This window comes from Pseudomonas parakoreensis (assembly GCF_021602155.1).
GTDB lineage: Bacteria > Pseudomonadota > Gammaproteobacteria > Pseudomonadales > Pseudomonadaceae > Aquipseudomonas > Aquipseudomonas parakoreensis.
The window spans coordinates 318,074-344,995 of the sequence record NZ_BQHY01000007.1 but is presented as its reverse complement, the minus strand read 5'-3'; the positions used below and the strand labels follow the sequence as shown (position 1 = coordinate 344,995).

At 61.8% G+C, this 26,922-nt stretch carries 30 protein-coding genes; 20 read left to right on the top strand and 10 right to left on the bottom strand.

All coding sequences use genetic code 11. The annotated features are described in order from the left end of the window. Window positions 1-398: 398 nt before the first annotated feature. Window positions 399-1,286, top strand: a complete 888-nt coding sequence (gene rhtA / locus L6D63_RS13790) for a threonine/homoserine exporter RhtA (RefSeq protein ID WP_121186429.1) — start codon at window positions 399-401, stop codon at window positions 1,284-1,286. 168 nt (window positions 1,287-1,454) lie between these two features. Continuing rightward, a complete protein-coding gene (locus L6D63_RS13785; protein ID WP_041069802.1) occupies window positions 1,455-1,736 on the top strand; it encodes a hypothetical protein in 282 nt (93 codons plus the stop codon). A 1-nt stretch (window position 1,737) separates the two neighbouring features. Here L6D63_RS13785 and L6D63_RS13780 read toward each other — a convergent pair whose 3' ends face one another. After that, window positions 1,738-2,316, bottom strand: coding sequence for a TetR/AcrR family transcriptional regulator (locus L6D63_RS13780; RefSeq protein WP_047295317.1), 579 nt, complete (start codon window positions 2,314-2,316; stop codon window positions 1,738-1,740). A gap of 91 nt (window positions 2,317-2,407) precedes the next feature. Between L6D63_RS13780 and L6D63_RS13775 the strand changes: the two genes are divergently transcribed. Continuing rightward, window positions 2,408-3,139 carry an SDR family oxidoreductase gene (locus tag L6D63_RS13775; protein ID WP_047295320.1) on the top strand — a complete coding sequence of 244 codons (732 nt, stop codon included), beginning with the start codon at window positions 2,408-2,410 and terminating at the stop codon, window positions 3,137-3,139. A 40-nt stretch (window positions 3,140-3,179) separates the two neighbouring features. Further along, complete coding sequence (locus L6D63_RS13770) at window positions 3,180-3,776, top strand: 2-hydroxychromene-2-carboxylate isomerase (RefSeq protein WP_047295321.1); 597 nt, start codon at window positions 3,180-3,182, stop codon at window positions 3,774-3,776. A gap of 44 nt (window positions 3,777-3,820) precedes the next feature. Here L6D63_RS13770 and L6D63_RS13765 read toward each other — a convergent pair whose 3' ends face one another. The 4 genes from L6D63_RS13765 to L6D63_RS13750 all read right to left on the bottom strand — a co-directional run bounded on the left by L6D63_RS13765 (window position 3,821) and on the right by L6D63_RS13750 (window position 8,032). Continuing rightward, entirely contained in the window at window positions 3,821-5,629 is a 1,809-nt protein-coding gene (locus tag L6D63_RS13765) for an aminopeptidase P family protein (protein WP_095668709.1), read from the bottom strand. A gap of 56 nt (window positions 5,630-5,685) precedes the next feature. Beyond that, window positions 5,686-6,852, bottom strand: coding sequence for an aminotransferase class V-fold PLP-dependent enzyme (locus tag L6D63_RS13760; RefSeq protein ID WP_095668708.1), 1,167 nt, complete (start codon window positions 6,850-6,852; stop codon window positions 5,686-5,688). Window positions 6,853-7,057: 205 nt separating this feature from the next. Then, the gene (locus L6D63_RS13755; protein ID WP_041069783.1) at window positions 7,058-7,672 is read right to left on the bottom strand and encodes a LysE family translocator; all 615 of its coding nucleotides are present in this window, start codon (window positions 7,670-7,672) and stop codon (window positions 7,058-7,060) included. A 102-nt stretch (window positions 7,673-7,774) separates the two neighbouring features. Further along, on the bottom strand, window positions 7,775-8,032 hold the full coding sequence (locus L6D63_RS13750; RefSeq protein ID WP_131671614.1) for a hypothetical protein: 258 nt from the start codon (window positions 8,030-8,032) through the stop codon (window positions 7,775-7,777). A 393-nt stretch (window positions 8,033-8,425) separates the two neighbouring features. On the opposite strand from L6D63_RS13750, the gene msuE reads away from it, so the two are divergent. From msuE to L6D63_RS13730, 4 genes are all read left to right on the top strand, one after another. Then, window positions 8,426-8,989 carry an FMN reductase gene (msuE, locus tag L6D63_RS13745; protein WP_121186441.1) on the top strand — a complete coding sequence of 188 codons (564 nt, stop codon included), beginning with the start codon at window positions 8,426-8,428 and terminating at the stop codon, window positions 8,987-8,989. A gap of 10 nt (window positions 8,990-8,999) precedes the next feature. Continuing rightward, window positions 9,000-10,145 carry an FMNH2-dependent alkanesulfonate monooxygenase gene (gene ssuD, locus L6D63_RS13740; RefSeq protein ID WP_095137367.1) on the top strand — a complete coding sequence of 382 codons (1,146 nt, stop codon included), beginning with the start codon at window positions 9,000-9,002 and terminating at the stop codon, window positions 10,143-10,145. 122 nt (window positions 10,146-10,267) lie between these two features. Beyond that, window positions 10,268-11,455 (top strand): acyl-CoA dehydrogenase family protein, encoded by a 1,188-nt coding sequence (locus L6D63_RS13735; protein ID WP_121186443.1) that lies wholly within the window; start codon window positions 10,268-10,270, stop codon window positions 11,453-11,455. 25 nt (window positions 11,456-11,480) lie between these two features. Beyond that, window positions 11,481-12,584 carry a sigma-54 interaction domain-containing protein gene (locus tag L6D63_RS13730; protein ID WP_131671615.1) on the top strand — a complete coding sequence of 368 codons (1,104 nt, stop codon included), beginning with the start codon at window positions 11,481-11,483 and terminating at the stop codon, window positions 12,582-12,584. Here the strand turns inward: L6D63_RS13730 and L6D63_RS13725 are convergent. Further along, window positions 12,581-12,946 (bottom strand): antibiotic biosynthesis monooxygenase, encoded by a 366-nt coding sequence (locus L6D63_RS13725; RefSeq protein WP_003226650.1) that lies wholly within the window; start codon window positions 12,944-12,946, stop codon window positions 12,581-12,583. The genes L6D63_RS13730 and L6D63_RS13725 overlap by 4 nt on opposite strands. A gap of 92 nt (window positions 12,947-13,038) precedes the next feature. Between L6D63_RS13725 and soxR the strand changes: the two genes are divergently transcribed. From soxR to L6D63_RS13705, 4 genes are all read left to right on the top strand, one after another. Continuing rightward, window positions 13,039-13,488, top strand: coding sequence for a redox-sensitive transcriptional activator SoxR (gene soxR, locus L6D63_RS13720; RefSeq protein ID WP_131671616.1), 450 nt, complete (start codon window positions 13,039-13,041; stop codon window positions 13,486-13,488). A 104-nt stretch (window positions 13,489-13,592) separates the two neighbouring features. After that, window positions 13,593-14,051 (top strand): VOC family protein, encoded by a 459-nt coding sequence (locus tag L6D63_RS13715; RefSeq protein ID WP_131671617.1) that lies wholly within the window; start codon window positions 13,593-13,595, stop codon window positions 14,049-14,051. Between the two features lie 239 nt (window positions 14,052-14,290). Continuing rightward, window positions 14,291-15,166 carry an alpha/beta fold hydrolase gene (locus tag L6D63_RS13710; protein ID WP_131671618.1) on the top strand — a complete coding sequence of 292 codons (876 nt, stop codon included), beginning with the start codon at window positions 14,291-14,293 and terminating at the stop codon, window positions 15,164-15,166. Window positions 15,167-15,189: 23 nt separating this feature from the next. Further along, window positions 15,190-16,140 carry a LysR substrate-binding domain-containing protein gene (locus L6D63_RS13705; protein WP_095668701.1) on the top strand — a complete coding sequence of 317 codons (951 nt, stop codon included), beginning with the start codon at window positions 15,190-15,192 and terminating at the stop codon, window positions 16,138-16,140. Between the two features lie 123 nt (window positions 16,141-16,263). On the opposite strand, the gene leuD is transcribed toward L6D63_RS13705, so the two are convergent. Both leuD and leuC read right to left on the bottom strand, forming a co-directional pair. Beyond that, window positions 16,264-16,878: a 3-isopropylmalate dehydratase small subunit gene (gene leuD, locus L6D63_RS13700; RefSeq protein ID WP_131671619.1), complete on the bottom strand. Its 615-nt coding sequence runs from the start codon at window positions 16,876-16,878 to the stop codon at window positions 16,264-16,266. After that, window positions 16,875-18,293, bottom strand: a complete 1,419-nt coding sequence (gene leuC, locus L6D63_RS13695) for a 3-isopropylmalate dehydratase large subunit (RefSeq protein WP_131671620.1) — start codon at window positions 18,291-18,293, stop codon at window positions 16,875-16,877. The genes leuD and leuC overlap by 4 nt, the downstream gene beginning before the upstream one ends. Before the next feature lie 409 nt (window positions 18,294-18,702). Here leuC and L6D63_RS13690 point away from each other — a divergent pair, with 409 nt between their 5' ends. Genes L6D63_RS13690 through L6D63_RS13655 form a run of 8 tightly spaced genes read left to right on the top strand, consistent with a single transcriptional unit; the run spans window position 18,703 to window position 24,963 of the window. Further along, a complete protein-coding gene (locus L6D63_RS13690; protein ID WP_121186451.1) occupies window positions 18,703-19,893 on the top strand; it encodes a PepSY-associated TM helix domain-containing protein in 1,191 nt (396 codons plus the stop codon). Further along, complete coding sequence (locus L6D63_RS13685) at window positions 19,890-20,432, top strand: hypothetical protein (protein ID WP_041069742.1); 543 nt, start codon at window positions 19,890-19,892, stop codon at window positions 20,430-20,432. Before L6D63_RS13690 ends, L6D63_RS13685 begins: the two co-directional genes overlap by 4 nt. Next, window positions 20,429-20,770, top strand: a complete 342-nt coding sequence (locus L6D63_RS13680; RefSeq protein WP_007965473.1) for a hypothetical protein — start codon at window positions 20,429-20,431, stop codon at window positions 20,768-20,770. The genes L6D63_RS13685 and L6D63_RS13680 overlap by 4 nt, the downstream gene beginning before the upstream one ends. Further along, window positions 20,767-21,342: a DUF6162 family protein gene (locus L6D63_RS13675; protein ID WP_131671621.1), complete on the top strand. Its 576-nt coding sequence runs from the start codon at window positions 20,767-20,769 to the stop codon at window positions 21,340-21,342. The genes L6D63_RS13680 and L6D63_RS13675 overlap by 4 nt, the downstream gene beginning before the upstream one ends. Before the next feature lie 35 nt (window positions 21,343-21,377). Beyond that, entirely contained in the window at window positions 21,378-22,307 is a 930-nt protein-coding gene (locus tag L6D63_RS13670) for a metal ABC transporter substrate-binding protein (RefSeq protein WP_095668696.1), read from the top strand. Beyond that, complete coding sequence (locus L6D63_RS13665) at window positions 22,304-23,149, top strand: metal ABC transporter ATP-binding protein (RefSeq protein WP_131671622.1); 846 nt, start codon at window positions 22,304-22,306, stop codon at window positions 23,147-23,149. The genes L6D63_RS13670 and L6D63_RS13665 overlap by 4 nt, the downstream gene beginning before the upstream one ends. Further along, complete coding sequence (locus L6D63_RS13660; RefSeq protein WP_003226663.1) at window positions 23,149-24,048, top strand: metal ABC transporter permease; 900 nt, start codon at window positions 23,149-23,151, stop codon at window positions 24,046-24,048. The genes L6D63_RS13665 and L6D63_RS13660 overlap by 1 nt, the downstream gene beginning before the upstream one ends. Continuing rightward, on the top strand, window positions 24,049-24,963 hold the full coding sequence (locus L6D63_RS13655) for a metal ABC transporter substrate-binding protein (RefSeq protein WP_131671623.1): 915 nt from the start codon (window positions 24,049-24,051) through the stop codon (window positions 24,961-24,963). It begins immediately after the preceding gene. Between the two features lie 142 nt (window positions 24,964-25,105). Here the strand turns inward: L6D63_RS13655 and L6D63_RS13650 are convergent, their stop codons facing one another. Together L6D63_RS13650 and L6D63_RS13645 are read right to left on the bottom strand one after the other, a co-directional pair. After that, a complete protein-coding gene (locus L6D63_RS13650; protein ID WP_041069721.1) occupies window positions 25,106-25,330 on the bottom strand; it encodes an MbtH family protein in 225 nt (74 codons plus the stop codon). An 82-nt stretch (window positions 25,331-25,412) separates the two neighbouring features. Beyond that, entirely contained in the window at window positions 25,413-26,825 is a 1,413-nt protein-coding gene (locus tag L6D63_RS13645) for an aspartate aminotransferase family protein (RefSeq protein WP_131671624.1), read from the bottom strand. Between the last annotated feature and the right edge of the window lie 97 nt (window positions 26,826-26,922).

Genomic DNA, 26,922 nt, shown 5'->3' with positions numbered 1-26,922 from the left:
CACTTGCGCTTCCGATCTCTCGTTAGCGGGAGGCGAATTCTACAGCGTTACACGCTGCTGTCAACACCTCTTTTTCACCGCTTTCGACCGAGAAGACCGAACCGTCAAAAGAGCCAAACATCACCGCCCCTTCAACTCCTTCCAGGCTTCGATGAACTGAAGCGATCCGCCGTCGAAAACTGCTTAACTCGTTGAATCTCAAGGAGTTTTCCGTTTCGACTGCGCCGGAAGTGGGGCGAATTATAGACCTCCAGAATCTGCAGTCAACCGTTAATTTCAGTTTTCTGTCGAGACACCGAAAAAGCCAGCTATATATAGACGCAATGCCTCCGAATGCGCAGTATATTGCCCAACACCTAAAACAATACTCTGCTCTTACCTTTGGACGATGCCTCGCAATGACTGACCAACCTCGCTCTCTGGCCTCAACGCTGTTCCCGGTTGGCCTCTTATTAATAGCCATGGCATCCATCCAGTCTGGCGCCTCTTTAGCCAAAAGCATGTTCCCGGTAGTCGGCGCTCAAGGGACGACCACTCTGCGCCTGGTCTTCGCCAGCGTAATCATGCTGTTATTGCTGCGCCCATGGCGCGCAAGGCTGACAGCTCAGTCGCTGCGGACAGTGATCGTTTACGGAATGGCGCTGGGCGGGATGAACTTCCTCTTCTATATGTCATTGCGCACCGTACCGCTTGGCATTGCAGTCGCGCTTGAGTTCACGGGTCCGCTGGCCGTCGCCATTTACGCCTCTCGCCGCGCTATCGATTTTCTCTGGATTGCCTTGGCGGCCGTCGGCCTGCTGTTGTTGATCCCGACGGGAGCAACAACAGCGGGAATTGATCTGGTCGGCGCCGGTTATGCCCTGGGCGCCGGCGTGTGCTGGGCGTTGTATATTCTGTTCGGCCAAAAAGCCGGTGCAGACAACGGCGTGACGACTGCGGCTCTGGGCGTGATGATCGCCGCACTGTTTGTCGCGCCGATCGGCATCGTGCATGCAGGCACCGCGTTGCTGACCCCGTCGCTGATCCCGATCGCCATCGGCGTCGCCATCCTCTCAACAGCTTTGCCCTATACCCTTGAGATGGTCGCCCTCACCCGCATGCCTGCCCGCACCTTCGGTACCTTGATGAGCATCGAACCGGCCTTCGGCGCATTGTCGGGCCTCCTGTTTCTGCAGGAATACCTCACGCTGTCACAATGGATGGCGATCCTCTGCATTATTCTGGCCTCCGTCGGGGCAACCATGACCATGGGCAGCACCGCCAAGCCCGCCGTTGCGGCGGATTGAGACAGGATTTGACGAAGGTCTGGCAATTGGCGTTCATTTAGGCCATGTTTAGCCCCCTTGACTCAGTGCCAGACATGGATTTTTCGGACAGGGATATCAAACCGCTTAAAGCGCAGGCGAATACAGGCAGACCCGAGCGCCAGACTCGTGGCTACCATAAGGACGGTAATGAAACGAATTTTGATACTGATCGCTGTATTGGCAGTAGCGGGGTGCGCAGCGACCTCCAAGACCCAGGTGAAGCACGGTAAAAAAGGGCTGCACATCAACTGTTCCGGGCTGTCGTCCTCTTGGGACAAGTGCTACACCAGCGCCGCCAATTCCTGCGCCCCCAAAGGCTACAAGGTCATCGCCAAATCCGGGGACGCCGTGGAAGAGCCAGGCGATTACCCGTTCGGTCTCAATCCGGCTGGCTATACCAGCCGCAGCATGATCGTCATCTGCAAGTGAATCATTCAGGCTGCCCGCCTTTCCGAGCAGCCAGTTGACGCCCGATTTCCTCATGACTGGACTGCAATACCGTCTGTTGAATCTCCGGCGTCACCAGCATCCGCGCCACCACCAGCGCTCCGACGCATTGCGACAGAATCGCCCAGGCCAGGCTGTCGCTTTCCAGAATCTGCGCCCAACTGGCTTGCAGCCGACAAATCCACAACTCTGCCTGCTCGCGAACCTGATCATCTGAACGGGCAATTTCCGCGCCCAGCGTCGGCAAGGCACAGCCCGATTCAGGCTGCTCCACGTGAGCCATGCTCAGGTACTGCTTGAGACAGCGTTCCAGCCGCTCACGGTCCTGCGCCCCCTTCCCCCCCAGCCGCTCCAGGCTCTGACACAGTTCGCGCTCGACGATAGCGGTGAACAGCTCGTTTTTCGACGAGAAGTGGCTATAAAACGCCGCGCCACTCAGGCCGATCGCCTTCATCAAACCATCGACACCGACTGTGGAAAAGCCCGAACGCTTGGCTGACAGTGCACTGCTGTTCAGCAGTTTTTCTCGGGTTTCCAGCTTGTGACCGGCGGAATACCGCATGTGCTTTCCTCTTGATCAAGCGCCTTGACGTTATCCGGATCCTAGCATAACGTTCGTTCACTTAACGATCGTTCACTAAAGGGATACACCCATGAATAACAACAAGAAGGTCGTATTAGTCGTTGGTGCCGGCGATGCCACCGGCGGAGCAATTGCCAAGCGCTTTGCCAGAGAAGGATTTGTCGCTTGCGTCACCCGGCGCAGTGCCGACAAATTGCAGCCGCTGGTCGACGCGATTTCGGCCGAGGGCGGAGAAGCCCATGGTTTTGCCTGCGATGCGCGCAAGGAAGAAGACGTCATCGCGTTGATTGAAGAGATCGAAACCTGCCTGGGTCCGATCGAGGCGTTTGTCTTCAACATCGGCGCCAACGTGCCTTGCAGCATTCTCGAAGAAACTGCGCGCAAGTATTTCAAGATCTGGGAAATGGCCTGTTTCTCGGGTTTTCTCAATGCCCGCGAAGTGGCCAAGCGCATGGTCACGCGCCAGCGCGGCACCATTCTGTTCACTGGCGCTACCGCTGGACTGCGTGGCGCTTCCGGATTTGCCGCGTTTGCCGGCGCCAAACACGGTATCCGTGCACTGGCGCAAAGCATGGCGCGTGAGCTGGGGCCGATGAACATCCATGTCGCGCACGTGGTGGTAGATGGCGCCATCGACACCGATTTCATTCGCAACAGTTTCCCGGAGAAGTACGCGACCAAGGATCAGGACGGTATTCTCAATCCCGAACACATCGCCGAAAACTATTGGTATCTGCACAGTCAGCCACGGGACGCCTGGACCTTCGAACTGGATCTGCGCCCGTGGAACGAACGCTGGTAAGCCCCACCTCCTCCATAACAATAAATAGAGAGCAGCGAAGATGACGAAAACCGTGGAGTTCTATTTCGATCTCGGCAGCCCTGCCACTTACCTGGCCTATACCCAGTTGCCGAAGATCTGTGCCGAGACCGCGAGCCAACTGATTTACATCCCGATGCTGCTGGGCGGCGTGTTCAAGGCGACCGGCAACGCATCGCCGGCGATGATTCCGGCAAAGGGCCGCTATATGTTTCAGGATCTGGATCGCTACGCCAAGCGTTACGGCGTGCCGCTGAAATTCAATCCGCATTTTCCGATCAACACACTGATGCTGATGCGAGCCGTCACCGGCATCCAACTGCGCCAACCGGAACGCTTTCAGGCGTTTATCGATTGTCTGTTCAAGGCATTGTGGGTGGAGGGACGCCCGCTTGATGAGCCGGCAACTGTCGCTGCGGTATTGAGCGAGCACGGCTTCGACCCCAATGAAGTTCTGGCCCTGACCAACGATGAGACAGTAAAGGCAGCCCTGAAGGACAACACCGAAACAGCCATTAAACGCGGGGTGTTTGGCGCGCCGAGCATGTTTATCGGCAACCAGATGTTCTTTGGACAGGACCGCCTCGACTTCGTCGAAGAGGCCCTGCGTCAAGATTAGAAACAACACCCGGGCACTGCCGACAGCGCCCGGGTTTCAGCCATTCAGATCGCCACGGTGCGCGTGTTCAGCCACTCCAGCGCAGCGCCCTCCAGCAACGGACTCAGACGCTCACGCACTTCAGCGTGATAGGCGTTGAACCACTGCTTCTCTTCCTGCGTCAGCAAGGACGGTTCCAGGCAGCGCGTGTCGATCGGACACAGGGTCAAGGTTTCAAACTTGAGGAACTCACCGAACTCGCTGCTCCCCGCCTCGCGATTCATCGCCAGGTTCTCGATGCGCACGCCCCAACGGCCCGGACGATAAGTGCCCGGTTCGATCGAGGTGATCATCCCCGCTTGCATCGCCGTTTGCGGTGCCGGTGCTGCCTGATAGGCGATCACCTGCGGGCCTTCGTGAACGTTGAGGAAATAGCCGACCCCATGACCGGTGCCGTGACCGTAATCCACGCTTTCCGCCCAGATCGGTGCACGGGCGATGGCGTCGAGCAACGGCGACAGAATGCCTTTCGGGAACTGCGCCCGCGAAAGAGCAATCACGCCTTTGAGTACCCGAGTGCAGTCACGCTTCTGTTCAGCCGTCGGCGTCCCCACTGGCACCATTCGGGTGATGTCGGTGGTGCCACCCAGGTACTGGCCGCCCGAGTCGATCAGCAGCAAGCCGTCACCCTCGATCACCGCGTGTTCTTCTTCGGTGGCGTGATAGTGCGGCATTGCGCCGTTGGCGTTAAACGCGGCAATCGTGTTGAAGCTCAGCGACACGTAATCCGGACGACGCTCACGGGCAGCAGTGAGTTTCTCGTCGATGGTCAGTTCGGTGATGCGTTCACGACCCCAGGCCGATTCCAGCCAGGCGAAGAACTCGCACAACGCCGCGCCGTCCTGCTCCATGGCCTTGCGGATGTGCTGCGCATCAGCCTCACTCTTTTGCGATTTGGCGAGCGTGGTCGGGTTCAGGCCTTCGACCAGTTTCACGCCTTTGTCCAGGTTATCCAGCAAACCGCTGGTCACCCGCGCCGGATCCACCAGCAGGCTCGCGCCGCCTGGTACAGCGCGCAAGGCGTCGGCGACTTCGCGGTAATCGCGCAGAGTCACGCCATCCTGCTCCAGCACTGCGCGCAACTCGGCGTCGACTTTGCTCAAGGCCACAAACAGGGTCGCTTGCTGTTGATTGATCAACGCGAACGACACAAACACCGGATTGAACGAGACATCACCGCCGCGCAGGTTGAACAGCCAGGCAATGTCGTCGAGGGTGGCAATGAAGTGCCAGTCGGCGCCACGTTCCCGCAAGGTCTCACGCAGTTTGGCGAGTTTCTCGCCACGGCTGACCGTCGCTTGCGGTGGCAGATGTTGATAGATCGGCGCGTTCGGCAGGCTCGGGCGGTCCGCCCAGACTTCATTCAGCAAATCGATGTCGGTCCGCAGACGCGCGCCGCGGGCTTCAAGTTTGCTGCTCAACGTGCGTGCCGAGGCAACGGCCATCACCGCACCGTCGACCGCGACCACGCCCCCTTCCGGTGTCTGCTCGGCGAGCCAGTCCAGCGGACTCGGCTGACCCGGTTGCAGCTTGACCAGTTCGATGCCGCTGCCCTTGAGTTCCTTGGTCGCCTGCTCCCAATAGCGACTGTCAGCCCAGACCCCGGCGAAATCGGCAGTCACGATCAACGTGCCGACCGAGCCATGAAAGCCCGACAGCCATTGGCGCCCTTGCCAGTAACCCGGCAGGTATTCCGAGAGGTGCGGGTCCGCCGATGGCACCAGCAACGCATGAATGCCTTCGCGGCGCATCAGTTCACGGGTGCGCGCCAGGCGCTGGGGAACCGTTCCTTCGGTCAAAGTCTGGGTACTCATCATGTCTCCTGCCAATCACTTCATCGTTATTGTTCGTAGCCGTGAAAACCGGCTGGTTAAAGCCCTGTCGCCCAGAATGCCGGGGCACTGGCGCAGGCGCTTTTGATCAGTTCTGCCGCCTGATCGATATCGTCGGCGGTGGTGAAACGGCCGAGGCTCAGGCGAATGGTGCGACCGGCCAGCCGGGCATCGTGCCCCAGGGCCAACAGCACATGAGAGGGCGTGTTGCTCGCCGAGTTACAGGCCGAGGTCGCGGAAAAGGCGATCGACTGGCTCAAGGCTGCACCGTTGAACTCACCTTCGCTGAACGTCAGGCTCAACGTATGCGGGATGCGCTGGCTATCGCTGCCGTTGAGACGCACGCCAGGCAGGCTCGACAACTGTTCGAGCAAGCGCTCACGCAGCGCCACGATGGATGTTTTCTCCGCATCGAACGCCACAGCGGCCAGGGCGAATGCCGCGCCCATGCCGGCGATCTGATGCGTCGCCAGCGTCCCGGAACGCAGCCCGCCTTCGTGGCCGCCGCCATGAATCTGCGCCTGCAAACGCTGCTGCGCGCGCGGGCCGACATACAACGCGCCGATCCCCTTGGGGCCGTAGAGTTTGTGCGCCGAAAACGACATCAAGTCCACCGGCCATTGCTGCAGATCGATCGCCACTTTGCCCGCACCCTGCGCGGCATCGACGTGGAACAGCGCGCCACGGCCGCGCACGACTTCACCAATGGCCGGGATATCATTGAGGGTGCCGAGTTCGTTGTTGACCAGCATCAGCGACACCAGAAAGGTATCGTCGCGCATGGCTTCGCTGACCGCTTGCGGGGTGATCAGGCCTTCGGCATCCGGCACCAGATAGGTCACCGCAACACCGGCGTCCTGCAATTGCCGGGCGGTATCAAGAATGGCTTTGTGTTCGATCTGGCTGGTAATGATGTGGCCACCAGCAACGCCGCGCGCCTGGGCTACGCCCTTGAGGGCGAGGTTGTTGGATTCGGTGGCGCCGGAGGTCCAGACGATCTGCGCGGCTTCGGCGCCCACCAGTTCGGCGACTTGTCGACGGGCCTGCTCGACCGTTTGCCGGGCCTGCTGGCCAAAGGCATGGGAACTGGACGCCGGGTTGCCGAAGTTACCGTGAAAACCCAGACAGTCGATCATCACCTGGATGACCCGTTCGTCCACCGGGGTGGTGGCGGCGTAATCGAAATACAGCGGACGTTTATTCATAAAAGACTCGCAGAGCGTGTTCCGGGATCAGGAGGCTCGTGTCTGCAAACGGCACAACGCAGCCTCGTGAGCTGCGCGTTGGTTCGAGAGCGTCATCAATACCTGATCGGATGCCGTTAAAGAAGAACAACTTCATTTAAAAGTGCGTAGGAACGCTCCTGAAGCCGAGCTTAACAGGCATCGGGCCGGCGGTTGAAGCAATGCGTCAGTGAAAGCTTTCGAGAAGTAACGGGTACAGCGAAATCACCAACAGCGCCGCCATGCCCCAGTTGAACACGCGCAACCAGCGCGGGTCCTTCAGCACGTTGCGCAACAGCGTGCCACACGCCGCCCAGACGCCGACACTGGGCAGGTTGATGATGGCAAACACGGCGGCAATCACCACCACGTTGGTGAAATAACCCTGCATCGGCGTGTAGGTGCTGATGGCGCCGATGGCCATGATCCAGGCCTTGGGATTGACCCACTGGAACGCCGCCGCGCCGAGATAGCTGATCGGCCGGGCCTCGCCTTCGACGCCCTCGCCCACCGGCCCCGAGTGGGCGATTTTCCACGCCAGGTACAACAGATACGCGGCGCCGACATAGCGCAGCACCGTGTACAGAATCGGGTATGTCTGGAATACCGCGCCCAGGCCAAAGCCCACCGCGACCACCAATACGAAGAAACCGCAGGTGATGCCGAGCATGTGAGGAATGGTGCGGTTGAAGCCGAAGTTCACCCCCGACGCCAGCAACATGGTGTTGTTCGGCCCCGGTGTAATCGAGGTGACAAGGGCAAACAGGGCAAAGCCCAACAGCAGATCAAGCGAAAGGGTCATGGAGGGCAATCCGTCGGGGGTCATTCAGGTGTTGACCCTATCGCACGGCAGCCCGCAAACCCACGGACAGTTACGCGAAAATTCGAGCAGTACAGTTTTCGATTAACTTGGACGACCGTGCAGCTGTATGGCTCGCCCGGCGCTCATTTCAGCTTTCTTGTCGAATCGCGATTCGCCCAGCAGTGCGGCTTTCTTCGCGTGATATTCGTCGAAGGACAAGCCGCTGCGATTCAGCGCTTCCATCGCCAGTTCGCGGGTTTCTTCGGCGGTGTAAGGCCGTTGTTCGGGGGAAACGTGGGTCGCGCAACCGGCGAGTACGGAGACAGCGAGCAACAGCGAAACAGTCAGTAAATGATTCATGGGGAGCGTCCTGGCGGGGCGGTGGTAGTCGATGGACAAAGGCTACGCCCGCGCCCGTCCGGGCAAAAATCAACGCGTTCAATAGTGGCTATCAGGATTTCAGCTGTATCGTCGCCATATCTCCTAATGATCTATAAATATCGATTAACGTTCTTTTACGGAATAAACAGCAGTCGCTATAAATCCCTGCACACGGCGAACAACTGTTGCTCCAGCAACTGTTGCCCAGGCAACAGCAGATCAACAAACCCGCCTGATATCCGCACAACCGACTTACGCCAGAGCGCTCAGGCCCAATAAAACCGGGCCTCTCAGGAATTGGTACAGCGCTTGCTCAAGCCTCGGCACTGACTCACTGCTCGCTGAGCAACTGTTGAAAAAAAGGAACTGATCATGTCGCGTCCCCTGAAAGTCGTCGCCCTCTCCGGCGGCACCTGGCGTCCATCGCGCACGCTGGTACTGACCCAAGCGCTGTTGGCCGAACTGGCCGGACACTTGCCGGTCGAGAGTCATCTGATCGAACTCGGTGACATCGCCCGGCCGTTGGGTGGTGCCCTGTCGCGTCAGGAGCTGAACGCCGAGGTCGAGGCCGAACTGCAAGCCATCGAACAGGCGGATCTGCTGATCGTCGCCGCGCCGGTGTATCGCGGCTCCTACCCGGGCCTGCTCAAGCATCTGTTTGACCTGATCGACCTCAACGCGCTGATCGACACCCCGGTACTGCTCGCCGCCACCGGGGGCAGTGAGCGCCATGCGCTGGTGCTGGATCACCAGTTGCGGCCGCTGTTCAGTTTCTTCCAGGCCGTGACCCTGCCGATCGGGGTCTATGCCACCGAGGCCGATTTCGCCGACTACCAGATCACCAGCGAACCGCTGAAAGCGCGCATTCGCCTGGCCGCCGAACGCGCCGCGCCGCTGTTCGGCACGCAAATCAAACCGTTGCTGAAAATCGCTTAAGGAGCTGTTCATGGATGTTTTCTGGTTCCTGCCGACCCACGGCGACGGGCATTACCTGGGCACCACCCAAGGCGCGCGCCCGGTCACCCTGAATTACCTGAAACAAGTGGCGCAAGCCGCCGACAGCCTCGGCTACCACGGCGTGCTGATTCCCACCGGGCGCTCCTGCGAAGACTCGTGGGTGATCGCTTCGGCGCTGGTGCCATTGACCGAGCGCCTGCGTTATCTGGTAGCGATCCGTCCGGGGATCATTTCGCCCACCGTTTCGGCGCGCATGGCGGCGACGCTCGATCGACTGTCCAACGGCCGCCTGCTGATCAACGTGGTGACCGGCGGCGACCCCGACGAAAACCGTGGCGACGGCAGCTTCCTCAGCCACAGCGAACGCTACGAAGTCACCGACGAATTCCTCAAGATCTGGCGCCGGGTGTTGCAAGGCGAATCGGTGGATTTCGAAGGCAAACACCTGAAAGTACAGAACGCCAAGGCCCTTTATCCGCCAGTGCAGAAGCCCTATCCGCCGCTGTATTTCGGTGGCTCGTCCGACGCGGCACATGACCTCGCTGCCGAGCAAGTCGACGTGTACCTGACCTGGGGCGAACCGCCCGCCGCCGTTGCCGAAAAACTCGCCGATGTGCGTGAACGCGCCGCGCGGCATGGGCGCAAGGTGAAGTTCGGGATTCGCCTGCACGTGATCGTTCGCGAGACCGCCGAAGAAGCGTGGAAGGCTGCGGACAAACTGATCGAGCACATCAGCGACGAGACCATCGAGGCCGCGCAGAAATCCTTCTCGCGCTTCGACTCCGAAGGCCAGCGGCGCATGGCGGCGTTGCATGACGGGCGTCGCGACAACCTGGAAATCGCCCCCAACCTGTGGGCCGGCGTCGGTCTGGTACGCGGCGGTGCCGGTACCGCGCTGGTGGGCGATCCGCAGCAAGTGGCCGCGCGAATCAAGGAGTACGCCGACCTCGGCATCGAGAGCTTCATCTTTTCCGGCTATCCGCATCTGGAAGAAGCTTATCGCTTTGCCGAACTGGTGTTCCCACTGCTGCCCGAGCCGTATGCGAGCCTGGCCGGACGCGGCGTCACTAACCTGACCGGGCCGTTTGGCGAAATGATTGCCAACGATGTGTTGCCCACCCAGGCAAAGGCCTAAAACGTCCACTGTAGGAGCTGCCGAAGGCTGCGATCTGTTGATCTTGCTTGTAAAAATCAAATCAACAGATCGCAGCCTTCGGCAGCTCCTACACGGAAGTTGTAGAACATAGGAGTTTTGGTGTGACCGCCAAACCACAAAGCACCCTGCTCTCCCCGCTGCAGACCGCGCGCCAACTGGCCGCCGAATTTGCCCTGACCGCCGTCGAACGTGACGAGCGCGGCGGTACACCGAAGGCCGAACGCGATGCCCTGCGCGACAGCGGCCTGCTGGCTCTGAGCATTCCCAACCGTTACGGCGGCCTCGGCGCGACATGGAGCGAAACCCTGCAAGTCGTGCGCGAGTTCGCCAAGGTCGACAGTTCCATCGCCCACGTCTTCGGCTTTCATCACCTGATGCTTGCCACCGTGCGCCTGTTCTCGCGGCCCGAACAATGGCAGCCATGGTTCGAACAGACCGCGCGGCAGAACTGGTTCTGGGGTAACGCCCTCAACCCACTCGACACCCGCACTGTGGTCAAGGACTTCGGCGGCTGGCGCGAGTTTTCCGGGAAGAAAAGCTTCTGCTCCGGCGCCAGCGATTCGCAGATGTTGATCGCTTCCGCCGTCGACGAAAGTGCCGGCGGCAAGTTGCTGATCGCGGCGATCCCCAGCGGTCGCAGCGGCATCACTCTGCACGACGACTGGAACAACATCGGCCAGCGCCAGACCGACAGCGGCAGCGCCACGTTCGAACGGGTGCGGGTCGAAGAATCCGAGCTGCTGCTCGATCCAGGCCCGTTGAGCACGCCGTTCGCCTGCCTGCGTCCGCTGATTGCGCAGTTGACCTTCACCCACCTGTTTCTCGGGATCGCCGAAGGTGCCTTTGCAGAAGCCCGCCAATACACCCTGAGCGAAACCCGGCTCTGGCACAAATCCGCCGCCCGCGACGTGCGCGAAGACCCATACGTGCTCGCGCATTACGGCGAGTTCTGGGTCGCACTGGAAGGCATTCGTCTGCTGGTCGAGCGGGCCGCCGCGCTGCTCGACGAGGCCTGGGCCAAAGGCCCGAACCTGACCGCAGAAGAACGTGGACATCTGGCCACGGCGATTGCCACCGCCAAGGTCGCCGCCAGTCGTCAGGGACTGGACATCTGCAGCCGTTTGTTCGAAGTCACCGGCGCGCGTTCAACCCACGCCTCGCTGCGTCTCGACCGACACTGGCGCAACCTGCGCACGCAGACTCTGCACGACCCGCTCGATTACAAACTACACGAGCTGGGCGACTGGGCGCTGAACCAGGCGCTGCCGGTGCCGACGTTCTATTCCTGATCTTGCCTTTAATGGAGCGAGTCCCATGCAACTGCTGACCCTTCCGCCCTCACCCGCTCTGGCGACGTCGATCCGTGCCACCGCGCAAGTCTTCGAAGACCCGAAATCCCAGGCCTTGCTGGCGCATCTGAACCAAATCGCGCCGAGCGAAGCCAGCGTGCTGATCATCGGCGAGACCGGCACCGGCAAGGAACTGGTGGCGCGGCATATTCACAACCTGAGCCACCGCCGGCATCGGCCGTTTGTCGCAGTCAACTGCGGCGCCTTCTCCGAATCACTGGTGGAAGCCGAGCTGTTCGGCCATGAAAAAGGCGCTTTCACCGGCGCGCTCAGCGCCAAGGCCGGCTGGTTCGAAGAGGCGGACGGCGGCACTTTGTTCCTCGACGAAATCGGCGATTTGCCGATGGCGATTCAGGTCAAGTTGCTGCGGGTGTTGCAGGAACGCGAAGTGGTGCGCCTCGGTTCGCGCAAAAGCATTCCGATCGATGTGCGGGTGCTGGCCGCGACCAACGTGCAACTGGAGAAAGCGATCAATGCCGGCAACTTCCGCGAAGACCTGTTCTACCGGTTGAACGTGGTCAATCTGGAACTCAGTCCGCTGCGCGAACGGCCCGGCGACATCCTGCCGCTGACCCGGCATTTCATCGAGGCCTACAGCCAGCGCCTGGGTTACGGACGGGTCAGCATCAGCCCCGGTGCCGAACAGAAACTGCGCAGCTACAGTTGGCCAGGGAACATCCGCGAACTGGAAAACGTCATCCATCACACCCTGTTGATCTGCCGCAATGGCGTGATCGAGCGCGATGATCTGCGCCTGTCGAACCTGCGCATCGAGCGCGCGGACGATCAGCAGTCAGGCGCCGACGATTCACCGGAAGCGTTGCTGGAACGGGCCTTTCAAAAGCTCTTCGAGCAACAGGCCGGCGCCCTCCACGAAAAGGTCGAAGACGCCTTGCTGCGCGCCGCCTATCGCTTCTGCCATTACAACCAGGTGCACACCGCCGCGCTGCTCGGTCTGAGCCGCAACGTCACGCGCACACGGCTGATCAAGATCGGCGAACTGGCGGTGAACAAGCGGCGGCTCACGGAGAACCTGCGCGGTGAACGCCTGATCCAGTTGTCGATCTAGCCGACCAGGTTGCAGTGCAGCGCATCGTCATGGCTGCGGGCGATGCTGCTCAACACCTGAAATGAATTGAAGGTCACGGTTTTCGCCTGATGGGCGCGGATCAGCTGCCAGAAATCCTGCTCGCCGCTTTCATAGCGACAGAACGCCGCCTCCCCGGCTTCGCGGCTTTGCCATTGTAGCAAGCTCAGCACCCGCCGACCGTCGTCGCTGACCTGGACGCTGGCGCTGACGAAGCCTGCGTAGCGCTGCGCCAGATGTTCGCTCTGCTGCGACAGCGCCGAAACCAATGCCGGCTGCTGACGCGGCTCGATCTCGAATTCGATCAATTGGGTAAAACTGCGATTTTTCGCTGAGGTTTGCATGAGAAGTCCCCACTGATTAAGCCGAGTCTTGCGACTCGAAGACCTGCAGGGTAAAACCTCTAGTTAAGTCAAGGTCAAGAGTCCTTTGCAAAATGATCACTCCGGAAAACCTGCACAAACAGCTCACGGTCGGCGAAGTCGCCGCGCGCAGCGGTGTCGCGGTCACTGCCCTGCACTTTTATGAAGCCAAAGGCCTGATCAAGAGCCAGCGCAATGCCGGCAATCAGCGCCGTTATCCACGGGCGGTCTTGCGCCGAGTAGCGTTGATCAAGGTCGCGCAACGCCTGGGTATTCCGCTGGCGGAGATTGGCGAGGCGCTGAAGAGACTCCCCGACGACCGCGCACCAACCGCAGCGGACTGGAAAATCCTCTCCGAGCAATGGCGCTGCGAGCTGGATGAACGGATTAATCAGCTGACCCTGTTGCGTGACCGGCTTACCGGCTGCATCGGCTGCGGCTGTCTGTCGATGGAAGCTTGCCCGTTGCGCAACCAGGGCGATGTGCTCGGTGAGAAAGGGCCGGGGGCGCACTTTCTCGGCTGACGGCTCGTCGGGGAAAAATTCTGCCCGCGCAGACAGTTCTATAGTGAATTTTCCACAAATCCGGTGGAGCCCTACCTCGCAAAACAAAGAACAGGGAGAACGTCATGAGCGTCAAACCCATTCCCGAGGGGTATCACAGCATTACCCCGTACCTCGGCATCCTCGAGGCTGCCGAGGCCATCGAATTCTATAAAAAAGCCTTCGGCGCCACGGTGGTCATGCGCCTGGACATGCCGGACGGCCGTATCGGCCACGCCGAGCTGCGCATTGGCGACAGCGCGATCATGCTCGGCACACCGTGCGATCAAGGGCCATTGAGCGGCCCGGACCATGCCGTGTCGGTCGGTCTGCATCTGTATGTCACCGATGTCGACAAATCCTTTCAGCGGGCACTGGAGGCCGGGGCGCAAGCGGTGTCCGAGGTCAAGGATCAGTTTTATGGTGATCGCAGCGGGACGCTGAAAGATCCTTATGGGCATCTGTGGTTTCTGGCGACGCGCAAGGAGGATCTGACCGAGGAGCAGATCAGGCAGCGGGCGATGGAGATGTTTCAGCAGGGTTGAGATTTTCAGGGGCTGGGCTGGCCTCTTCGCGGGCAAGCCCGCTCCCACAGAGATCTTTGGTGTTTACACGATTGGTGTCACACAGAAAAACACTGTGGGAGCGGGCTTGCCCGCGAAGGGGCCAGCCCTGGCGACACACATCACACTTCATGAACCACCACACCACGCTTCACCCCTTGCCCCGCATGCCAGAGACTTTCAGGATGCACCCTACAAGCACCTGAACAAGGATCAGCCCGATGTTTGCCGGATTCAGCAAAGACCAGCGCCACCTCAACGGTGTCGACATCGCCTACCGCCTCGGCGGCAGCGGCCCGGGCCTGTTGCTGTTGCACGGACACCCGCAGACCCATGTGATCTGGCACAAGATTGCCGAGCAGTTGGCGGAGCATTTCACCGTGGTCGCCGCCGACCTGCGCGGATACGGCGACAGCGCCCGGCCGGCTGCCGATGAACAGCATCGTCATTACTCAAAACGCGAAATGGCCAGGGACAACCTCGAGTTGATGCAGGCGCTGGGCTTTGAACAGTTTTCGGTGCTGGCCCACGACCGTGGCGCGCGGGTCGCCCATCGCCTGGCCCTCGACCACCGCGCTGCGGTGCAACGGATGATGCTGCTGGACATCGCCCCGACCCTGGCGATGTACACGCAGACCAACGAGGCCTTTGCCCGCGCCTATTGGCACTGGTTCTTCCTGATCCGCCCGGCGCCGTTGCCGGAAACCCTGATCGAAGCCGATCCCGAAGGCTATCTGCGCAGCGTCATGGGCAGCCGCAGCGCCGGGCTCACGCCGTTTACCGGGCCAGCGTTCAGCGAATACCTGCGTTGTCTGCAACGTCCCGGCAGCGCCCGAGGCATTTGCGAGGACTACCGCGCCAGCGCCAGCATCGACCTGGAACATGACCGGGCCGACATCGCTGCCGGCCATCATCTTGACCTGCCGCTGCGGGTGCTGTGGGGCGCGCAAGGCACGGTCGGGCGCTGCTTCGACCCGCTCAAGGAATGGCAGCACGTGGCAACCAACGTCAGTGGCAAGGCGCTGCCGGCCGGGCATTATCTGGCCGAAGAAGTGCCCGAACTGTTGCTCGCCGAAGCGCTGGATTTCCTGCGCTGAATCGAGCGTTCCCCACCGATGCTATGCTGGCGGCTTGTGCCGCCAGTGCCCGCCCCCACATGTCCCGGAACCAAGACCCCGTGCCCCTGCCCGAAGACCTGCGGGTGCTGCTGACCGTGATCCGCAAGAACGGCTTCGCAGCCGCCGCCGATGAGCTGGGCCTGAGCCCGGCCTACGTCAGCAAACGCATCCAGATTCTCGAATCGACCCTCGGCACCCGCCTGCTGCACCGCACCAGTCGCCGCGTGTCGCTGACCGAGGACGGCGAGCGCGTGCAGCGCTGGGCTTTGCGCATCCTCGATGATTTCCAGCAACTGCACGACGATCTGGCCGACGCCCACGACAGCCCACGCGGACGCCTGCACATCTGCAGCAGTTTCGGTTTCGGCCGCAACCATGTGGCGCCTGCGGTTTCGCTGCTGGCGGAACGGCACCCGCAATTGCAGATTCGCCTGGACCTGTTCGACCGCGCGGTGGACATCGTCAATGAAGGTTTCGATCTGGAAATCCGCGTCGGCGACGACCTGCCCGGTCAGCACATCGGCCGGCAACTGGTGAGCAACCGCCGGGTGCTGTGCGCTGCGCCCGGATACCTTGAACGCCGAGGTACACCGCAGACCCTGGACGATCTGCAACAACACGATTGTCTGGTGATCAAGGAGCGCGACAACGCGTTCGGCATCTGGCATCTGGATCGTGACGGCACGCAGGAAAGCGTGCGCGTCAGTGGGCCGCTGTCGTCCAACAACGGCGAGATCGTCCTGCAATGGGCGCTCGACGGACGCGGGGTGTTGCTGCGCTCATTGTGGGATGTGAAACCGTTGCTGGAACAGGGCCGACTGCTGCCGGTGCTGGCCGATTACAGCCAGAGCGCCAATGTCTGGGCGGTGTACCCGACGCGGCTGGCCAACTCCGGAAAGCTGCGGGCGTGTGTGGAGTTTTTGCAGGGGCATTTCAAGGATCTTTCTCTCTAGCCCAAACACCACAAAACCCTGTGGGAGCTGGCTTGCCAGCGAAGGCGTCAGCTCAGCCAATATAAATGCTGGATGTGCTGGCCTCATCGCTGGCAAGCCAGCTCCCACGGGGTCAAAGGGGTGTCAGGCCAGCCATGGGTTGGCGGCCAGGTGTTCGCGCTCGAACGCCTCGATCTGCGCTTGTCGCTGCAAGGTACTGCCAATCGCATCCAGCCCCAGCAACAGCGCGGTCTTGCGCAAGCCGTCAATCTGGAAATCGATGACTTCACCGTCCGCCAGACGAATCTGCTGCGTCTCCAGATCCACACTGATCTGCGCCGTTTCAGGCTGACTCACCAACCGGCCAATACGCTGCACCTGCGCCTCATCCAGCGTGATCAGCAACACCCCGTTGCGCTGGCAGTTGTCGAAGAAGATCCCGGCGAAACGGCTGCCGATCAGCGCGCGAATGCCCATTTGCTGCAGCCCCCACACCGCGTGTTCGCGGCTGGAACCGCAGCCGAAATTCGCCCCGACCACCAGAAAACTCGCGCCCTGCCAGGCTAGCTGGTTCAACACGAATTCCGGGTTGGGCGTACCGTCGGCGAGAAAGCGCAGATCGAAAAACAGCCCACGATCCAGTCCCTGACGGTCGATCCCCTTGAGAAACTGCTTGGGCATGATCACGTCAGTGTCGACGTTGGCCGCGAGCAGCGGCGCGGCCTGGCCGCTGACTTGCGTGAAGGGTTGCAGACTCATGGACGTTCTCCAAAGTGGCGGATGTCGGTGAGGTGGCCGCTGATCGCGGCGGCGGCGACCATCGCCGGGCTCATCAGGTGCGTACGCGCCCCGGCACCCTGGCGGCCTTCGAAATTGCGGTTGGTGCTGGAGGCGCAACGGTCGCCGGGCGCGAGCACGTCATCGTTCATCGCCAGGCACATCGAGCAACCGGACTGACGCCATTCAAACCCGGCGTCGATAAAGATCTGCGCCAGCCCTTCAGCCTCGGCCTGAGCGCGCACTTCGCTGGAACCGGGCACGATCATCGCCCGCACATGCCCGGCCACCCGCCGCCCGCGCACAACGCTGGCGGCGTCACGCAGATCCTCGATCCGCGCGTTGGTGCAGGAGCCGATAAACGCGTGACTGATGACAATATCGCGCAGCGCCATGCCCGGCTCCAGGCCCATGTAGTGCAGGGCGCGGCGCATGTCCTGACGCAGGATCGGATCGTCGATGCTTTGCGGGTCCGGCACCTGCGCGCCGATCGGCGCCGCCTGATCCGGGCTGGTACCCCAAGTGACCATCGGTTCCAGCAGAGTGGCGTCGAGGTGGATTTCGCGGTCGAACACCGCACCGGGATCGCTGCGCAGTTCACGCCATTTTTCCACGCCGCGCGCCCAGCGTTCGCCTTGCGGTGCGCGGGGTTTGCCGTTGAGATAAGCAAAGACTTTTTCGTCCGGCGCCATGAATGCACCGCGTGCACCGGCTTCGACCGCCATGTTGCAAATGGTCATCCGCGCTTCGACGCTGAGGGCTTCGATGGTCGAACCGCAGAATTCAATGGCATAACCCGTGGCACCCGACGCACCGATGCGGCCGATCAGCGCCATGATCACATCCTTGGACGTCAGCCCCGGTGCCAGCTCGCCCTCCACCGTCACGCGCAGGCTTTTCAGGCGTTTGTAGACCAGCGTTTGTGAGGCCAGCAGGTGCTCGATTTCCGAGGTGCCAATGCCAAACCCGAACGCCCCCAGCGCACCGTAGGTGGTGGTGTGGCTGTCGCCCGCGGCGATGACCATGCCCGGCAGAATGAAGCCCTGCTCCGGGGCGATCACATGCTCGATGCCCTGACGTTTGTCGAGGATATCCAGCAGTTCGATGCCGAAGTCCCGGCAGTTTTCCGCCAGATACGACACCTGCCGCGCACCGCCGGCATCGGGCATCGCCGCCACCCGTTGCGGCGTGGTCGGATTGACGTGATCGACCACCGCCAGCGCCGTGCCCGGCCGCCAGACCTTGCGCCCGGCGGCGCGCAGACCGCTGAACGCCTGCGGGCTGGTGTATTCGTTGATCACCTGGCGATCGATATACAGCAGCACATGGCCCTGATCGTCGAGGCGGCACACGGTGTGCGAATCGATGTGTTTGTCGTAGAGGGTTCTGGGGCTCATCAGGGGGCTCACTCGGGAAATCCAGTGCTTTCCATCATAGGGAGCGCCTTGATCGCATCAATTGGCAGGCAGTGAGAGCGGCATTCATGAAGCGTGTTTGATCGCCTGCCCGCAAAAATCCTGTAGGAGCAGTCGAGTGCAACGAGGCTGCGATCTTTTGATCTGTTGTTTAAAGATCAAGATCAAAAGATCGCAGCGTGCCGCAGCTCCTACAGGGGGATGTCGTCGCCCCCTGCGAAGTGCGAAACATTTACTTTCATATCAGCCATCGGGATTTGTCCGGCTCATCCGTCCTATAGAGATGCAGGCCGTTCGCACAGGCAACCGCCACGACCGCGCCTTTTTGCGGACACCCGCGCTGCGAAGCCCGTAGCCGCGTGCCCTTTCATCGAAATCAAGACGCGCAAACATGTCGAAGAAATCCCGTTCCAAACTGTGGTTCCTGGTGCATAGCTGGCTCGCGTTGCCGATCTGGTTTTTTGTCCTGATCGTCTGTGTCACCGGCACGCTGGCGGTGGTCAGCCAGGAAATCGTCTGGCTGGCCAACCCGCAGATGCGCGCCAGCCAACCGTCGGACGATGCGCCGCGGCTCAGTTACGATCAGGTGCTGGCCGCGATCAAACAGGCCGAACCGCAGACGCTGGTGGAAAGCATCAGCCGTCCCGACGAGTCGCACTTCGCCCTCGATGTCGAGGTCAGCTACCCCGACGGCCGCACCCAGACGGTCTACGTCAACCCGTACACGGGGGTGATTCAAGGCCCGGCGCCGGACTTCAACTTCAAGGCGTTCACCCGGGCCCTGCACGGCTGGTGGCTGGTGCCGTTCACCAACGGTTTCAGTTGGGGCTGGTACCTGGTGTCATTCCTCGGCCTGCCGATGCTGGCCTCGCTGGTCACCGGGTTGGTGGTCTACAAACGATTCTGGAAAGGCTTCTTCAAGCCCACCCTGCGATTTCGCCACGGCGCGAGGATCTTCTGGGGCGATTTCCATCGACTGAGCGGCATCTGGTCAATCTGGTTCATCGCGGTGATCTCGATCACCGGCACCTGGTTTCTGATTCAGGCCATTCTGGCCGACAACCAGGTGTCCATCAGCAGCGAGCCGATCATTCCCGCCATGTCCCGGGAGAGCGTACCGATGTCGAACGACGCCAGTCCTCCCCCACGAATCAGCCTTGATCGCGCGGTACAGATCGCCGAACAGCACATCCCCGGGCTGGACGTCAGCTTCGTCAGCTTGCCGGGCAATGCCTACAGTCACTTGAGTGTTGGCGGTCGCGGCTGGTATCCACTGATGTTCCAGACCGCCACGCTCAACCCGTACAACGGTGACATGGCCGCCACCCGACTGCTGACTGACCGCTCTTCGCTGGAGTTCGTCACCGAGTCGATGCGCCCGCTGCACACCGGTGATTTCGGCGGTCTGTGGATCAAACTGATCTGGTTCTTCTTCGGCCTGCTGCTGAGCATGATGGTCCTCAGCGGCCTGTTGATCTGGACCAAGCGCACCGCGCTGGCCACCGCCAACGCCCTCAAGCGCGAGAATAAAAAGGCCCGCAGCCCCCGCGTCAGCCGTGAACCGGCGGAGGTCAGCCTGTGAGCCCGTCCAATCGCACTGCCCAACCGTCCGCCCTGCGCCGCTTCTGGCACAAATGGCGCTTTCACCTGAACGCCTTGTTGCTGCTGATTCCGCTGGGGTTCATGCCCAAGTACTTCGCCGATGCTGCGCTGTTTCGCGGTGACGTCGGCCTCGGTGAACATGAGGTCGGCGAAATCCAGGTCGGCCCGTGGAGCCTGCGCCTGGCCGAACTGCGTAACGAAGCACCGCGCCTGAGCGGCCCCGCCGGCTACATGAAGGACTTCAATGCCGCCCTCTGCGACGCCTGCGTCGAACAGGTCAAGGCCACCTACCTGCGCATCGGCAAACCGCGCAGCCTGCGCGCCGCCGGGGTGATTTTCTTCGGCACGCCGTATCGCATGGGCGCGCAACTGCCGGTGGCGGAAAAGACCAAGGCCGATGCCGAACTGTGGATCACCATGGAAGGCTGGGACGGCAGCCTGCACCAAGCCTCGATTCCCCTGAGCCAGGCCTCTCCCGCGACCCTCGCCTGGCTGACCAAACAAGGAGCCAAACCATGAACCGCGTTCAACGCCCTTCCCGCCTGCGGTTGCGCGCCGCGTTGCTGATGCTGTGCGCAGGTTTCAGCGCCGGCGCCCTGGCCCATAACCCGATGTGCGAATGCAAAGCCGTTGATGCCGAGCAGATCAAATGCACCGGCGGCTTCTCCGACGGCAGCGGCGCCCCGGGGGTGACCCTCGATGTGATCGGTTACGACGAAACCATTCTGCTGCCGGGCAAGCTCGGCGCCGACTCGACCGTGACGTTCAAAAAACCAGCGGCCGAGTTTTATGTGCTGTTCGACGCCGGCCCCGGCCACGTTGTGGAAATCGACCAAGCCGACATCGAGGCCCCATGAGCACGCCCACCACCCAAGTCGTCCGCCCGGCCGGTGCCGGGCATGAAACCCTTAACGTTCTGCTGTTGTGTTTGCTGATCCTTGCCGTCGCCGGCTCGGTGGTGGCATGGCGCGGGGTGTCCCATGAACCGGAACCGGTTGCCAGCCATCAGCTCGATGCGCGGCGCGACCTGAGTGCCGCCGAGCAAGGCATCTACGCCGACCTGCGAGTGACCCTCGACGAAATCCGCCTGCTGCGTGCAGAACAGCAAAGCCTGCCGACGCCACCGACCCTGGCCGAAGAAGGTTTCGCCCCGTTCGCCCAGGACGCCAGTTCGGTCAGCCGTGGCGGGCATGCCTGGCAATTGCTGGCGGACACCGCCTATTTCGGCCACAGCCAGGCGCCCGCCGTCGCCGGTTCATTCTTGATGCGGCTGAGCGCCGACGCCACTGCCGCGCCGGACATCTGGCTCAACCGCGCCGCCGAGCTGCAGACGCCCGCCGACCTGACCGACGCCGCGCTGTCCGCCGCTGGCTGGAAACAGATCATCGCGCAGTTCGATGCCGGCGTGACCCGCGAGCATCGCCACTGAACCTTCGCCTTCACCCGAGAGAAGACCGCTTGCCCATGCTTATTTCCCTGCCTCGCCGTCCCCTCCTGCGCACCTTGCTCTTAGGCCTGTGCGCGTGCCTGCTGAGCCCGCTGGCCAGCGCCGATCCGGGCAAACGCCTGCGCATCGGCATCACCCTGCACCCGTACTACAGCTATGTGGCGAACATAGTCGGCGACAAGGCCGAGGTGGTGCCGCTGATTCCCGCCGGTTTCAACCCGCACGCCTACGAGCCACGCGCCGAAGACATCAAGCGCATCAGCGGGCTGGACGTGATTGTGCTCAACGGGGTCGGCCATGACGACTTCGCCGACCGCATGATCGCCGCCAGCGAAACACCGAACATCAAGACCATCGAAGCCAACGAAAACGTGCCGCTGCTGGCCGCCACCGGTACCGCGGCGCGCGGCGCCGGCAAAGTGGTCAACCCGCACACCTTCCTGTCGATCAGCGCCTCGATTGCTCAGGTCAACAATATTGCCCGCGAGCTGGGCAAGCTCGATCCGGACAACGCCAAGACCTATACCCAGAACGCCCGCGCCTACGGCAAACGCTTGCGGCAGATGCGCGCCGATGCCTTGGCCAAACTGACCCAGGCACCGAACGCCGAACTGCGCGTGGCCACGGTGCATGCGGCTTATGACTACCTGCTGCGCGAATTCGGCCTGGAAGTGACGGCCGTGGTCGAGCCGGCCCACGGCATCGAACCGAGCCCGAGCCAGTTGAAAAAGACCATCGACCAACTGCGCGAGCTCGATGTGAAGGTGATCTTCTCCGAGATGGATTTCCCTTCGACCTACGTCGAAACCATCCAGCGTGAGTCTGGGGTGAAGCTGTACCCGCTGTCGCACATTTCCTACGGCGAATACAGCGCCGACAAGTACGAAAAGGAAATGACCGGCAACCTCGACACCGTGGTGCGGGCGATTCAGGAGTCCGGGGCATGACAGCAAAAGAAACCCTCTCTGACACCCATCAATCCCCTGTGGGAGCGAGCCTGCTCGCGAAGGCGCCGGGTCAGCCAACATCTTTGTCGAATGACACACCGCATTCGCGAGCAAGCTCGCTCCCACAGGGATTGGGGCCGACTCTGGATTTTGCGCAAGTCTCTCTGACGCTCGGGCGCACGACAATCCTCGACAACGTCACCTTTCAAGTGCAACCCGGCCACGTGCACGCCCTGGTCGGCCCCAACGGCGGCGGCAAGAGTTCGCTGATCAAGACCCTGCTCGGGCAAATGCCGCATCAGGGTCAACTGAGCCTGCACTGGCCCGGCCAACCCGGGACCACCGGCTACGTGCCGCAGGCGCTGGAGTTCGATCGCGGCCTGCCGATGACCGTCGACGATTTCATGGCCGCCATGTGCCAGCGGCGTCCGGCCTTTCTCGGTTTGAGCAGACACTACGCCAACGCCATCGGCGAGGCGCTGGAACGGGTCGGCATGCAGGACAAACGCAAGCGGCGCATGGGTGCGCTGTCCGGTGGCGAACGCCAGCGTGTGTTGCTCGCCCAAGGCTTGATCCCGGCCCCGCAACTGCTGGTGCTGGATGAGCCAATGTCGGCGCTCGACGAAGCCGGGATCCAGGTCTTCGAACGCCTGCTCGGCGACTGGCGCGCCGCCGGCATCACCGTGCTGTGGATCGAGCACGATCTGGAAGCGGTCAAGCGCCTGGCCGACCGGGTGACTGGTCTCAACCGCCGCGTGCTGTTCGACGCCACGCCGCAACAGGCGCTGACCCCGGAACGGCTGCTGAGCCTGTTTTCCACCCATCCTCGGAGCGCGGTCTGATGAGTTACGAAGCCTTTCGTTTGATGGTTCAGGGCTGGGCGTCGTCCGGTTACCTGCCGGAAGCGCTGGCCTACGGATTTGTGGTCAACGCGCTGCTCGCCGGGCTGCTGATCGGCCCGGTGCTCGGTGGCCTCGGCACGCTGGTGGTGGTCAAGCGCTTTGCGTTTTTCTCCGAAGCGGTCGGCCATGCGGCGCTGACCGGCGTGGCCATCGGCATTCTGCTCGGCGAACCCTACACCGGGCCGTACGGCAGCCTGTTCGGCTACTGCCTGTTGTTCGGCATCCTGCTCAATTACCTGCGCAACCGCACCGGTCTGGCGCCGGACACCCTGATCGGTGTGTTCCTCTCGGTGTCGCTGGCCTTGGGTGCAAGCCTGCTGCTGATTCTGGCCGGCAAGATCAACGTGCACATTCTGGAGAACGTGCTGTTCGGTTCGGTGCTGACGGTCAACGGCAACGACCTGCTGGTGCTGGCGATTGTCGGCTCGCTGGTCATGGCCCTGGCGTTGCCGCTGTACAACCGGATCATGCTCGCCAGTTTCAACCCGCAACTGGCGGCGGTGCGCGGCGTCGCGGTGAAGACTCTGGATTACCTGTTCGTGATTCTGGTGACGCTGATCACCGTCGCGGCGGTGAAGGTCATCGGCGCGATTCTGGTCGGCGCGTTGCTGGTGATTCCGGCGGCAGCAGCACGTTTGCTCAGCCAGTCGCTCAAGGGCTTCTTCTGGTGCTCGGTGCTGATTGCCACCGTCAGCACCCTGTGCGGAATTCTCGCGCCGATTGTCTTCGATCTGCCGATCCCGTCCGGCGCCGCGATCATTCTGGTCGCCGGCATCGCCTTTGCCCTCGCCGCCATTGCGCGCGGGGTTGTTCCGAGTCTGAAAGGGAACCTTGGATAAATGACTTTCTCCCTGCGAAAACTGACCCTGGCCATGACCCTGTGCGGCGTGGTCGGCAGCCCGTTGCTGGCGGCTGAAAACCCTCAACCGCTACGCGTACTGGCCTCGCTGCCCATCACCTACGGCCTCGGCGAAGTGCTGCTCAAAGGCACCGACGTCAGCCTGGAACGCGCGGCCCCGGCCAATCTGCCGGGCAGCCGTCAGACTGCGTACTTCACCGGTCGCGGCGCACCGGCGCTGGGCAAACTGGCAGGCGATGCCGATGCGGTGATCGGCGTGCGCTCGCTGTGGGCGGACGATCCGCTGTACCCGATCGCACGGCGCAGCAACATTCGCATTGTCGAGGTCGACGCAGCACGTCCGGTGGACGGCGCCCTGCCGGGGATCGCTGTGCAGCCGGGGCTGAAGGTCGATGGCTTGAACAGTCAGCCATGGCTGGCGAGCAACAACATGGGACGGATGGCTGACGTGATCGCGGCGGATCTGGTGCGCCTGGCGCCGTCGGCCAAACCGAAGATCGAGGCCAATCTGGCGGCGCTGAAACAGCGCCTGCTCAAACTCAGCGCCGACAGCGAAGCGCGTCTGGCCGAGGTCGACAACCTCAGTGTGCTGAGCCTCAGCGATCACTTCGGTTACCTGATCGGCAGCCTGAATCTGGAGCTGATTGGTCAGGATCCAAGGCCGGATGCCGAGTGGACAACCGAGGACTTGAAGAAACTCACGTCGACGCTCAAGGACAATGACGTGGCCGTGGTGCTGCATCATCGTCAGCCGTCCGAGGCGGTGAAAGCGGCGATTGCCGCGTCGGGCAGTCATTTGCTGGTGTTGAGTACCGATGCCGAGGATCCGGTGGCGGAGCTGGTGGGGAATGTGGATTTGTTGCTCAAGGGGTTGAGCGGCGGGCCTTCGGCCTAAGATCAGAAGATCGCAGCCTTCGGCAGCTCCTACACGGGAATATTTACACCCTGCAGGAGCTGCCGCAGGCTGCGATCTTTTGAAGCCCATAAAAAACCCGCTGACTGTCACCAGTCCAGCGGGTTTGTTTTTACCTGTCAGATTACTGAGCAGCCATCTGCCCTTCCATCTTCTGGCGCAGGCTCAGCGGACGCATGTCGGTCCAGACTTCTTCGATGTAGGCCAGGCATTCCTTCTTCAGGCCGCTCTTGCCCACGGTGCGCCAGCCTTGCGGCACGGCTTTGTAATCCGGCCAGATCGAGTATTGCTCTTCGTGGTTGACCACGACCTGAAAGAGGATGTCCTCGCGGTCGAATACTGACGTCATGCTGGTTCTCCATCGTTGTGAGGGTGGGCTGCAGCCGAGTGCAGCCGGTTATGTAGAAAGAACGTCCGGCGCTGCGAAAAATTTACTCAGCGGCAGTGGCAGCGGCCAAGGCCCGGCCAAAGATCTCGGCGACACGGTCGATTTCGGCGGCGGTGATCACCAGCGGCGGCAGGAAGCGCACCACCGCGCCATGCCGGCCGCCCAATTCGAGAATCAGTCCGCGCTTGAGGCATTCGCGCTGCACCAGCGGTGCCAGACGGGCGAACGCGGGTGGGTGACCAAGCGCATCCGGCGCGCCGTTCGGGTCAACCAACTCGACGCCGAGCATCAGGCCACGCCCGCGGATGTCGCCCAGTTGCGGGAAGTCGCGTTGCAGGATGCGCAGATGTTCGCTCAGGCGTTCGCCCATGGCGGCGGCGTGTTCGCAGACCTTGTGCTCAAGCAGATAACGCATCACTGCGGAACCGGCGGCCATCGCCATCTGATTGCCACGGAACGTGCCAGCGTGGGCACCCGGTTGCCAGGTGTCGAGCCAGTCGCGATAGACCACCACCGCCAATGGCAGGCTGCCGCCGATGGCTTTGGACAACACCACTACGTCGGGGACGATACCGGCGTGTTCGAAGGCAAACATTTTGCCGGTACGGGCGAAACCGCTCTGGATCTCATCGACGATCAGCGCCACGCCAGCCTTCTCGGTAATCCGGCGCAAACCGCGCAGCCACTCGACGTCAGCCGGAATCACCCCGCCTTCGCCCTGCACCGCCTCGACGATCACCGCTGCTGGCAACTGCACGCCGGCTTCAGGATCGTTGAGCAGGTTTTCCAGATAACTCAGGTTGGCTTTGACCCCGGCTGCGCCGCCGAGACCGAACGGGCAACGGTAGTCGTACGGAAACGGCATGAATTGCACACCGTTGCTGAGCAAGGCGCCCAGCGGCTTTTTCGGCCCCAGGCTGCCCATCAGGCTCAAGGCGCCCTGGCTCATGCCGTGATAACCGCCGGAGAACGACAGAACGGTGCTGCGCCCGGTGGCGGTGCGTACCAGTTTCAGCGCGGCTTCCACCGCATCGGTGCCGGTCGGCCCGCAGAACTGGATTTTCGCCTCGGCCGCGAGTGCCGGCGGCAACAGGCCGAACAGGTCCTGGACGAATTGATCCTTCACTGGCGTCGTCAGGTCGAGGGTGTGCAGCGGTAATTCATCCGCCAATACTTGCTGGATCGCCTCGATCACCACCGGGTGGTTATGCCCCAAGGCCAGCGTGCCAGCGCCGGCCAGACAATCGATGAACGTACGCCCTTCGACATCCTCGACGTACAGGCCCTTGGCGCGTTTGAGGGCCAGCGGAATGCGTCGCGGGTAGCTGCGGGCATTGGACTCCTGCTGGTTCTGCCGGGCCAACAGTGGCGATTCGTTGAACTGGTACAGGGTTTCCGCCGGCGTGGCGGTGATCCGCCCTGACGACTCTTCGATAAGGCTGGTGGCGACTGACATCTCTCGACCCCTCAATACGCTATGGATAGTGACCAAAACAGCACACCGCACAGGTGCGCGTTCCGGTCACGGGGCGCACATGCAGGTTTTCCTGTTC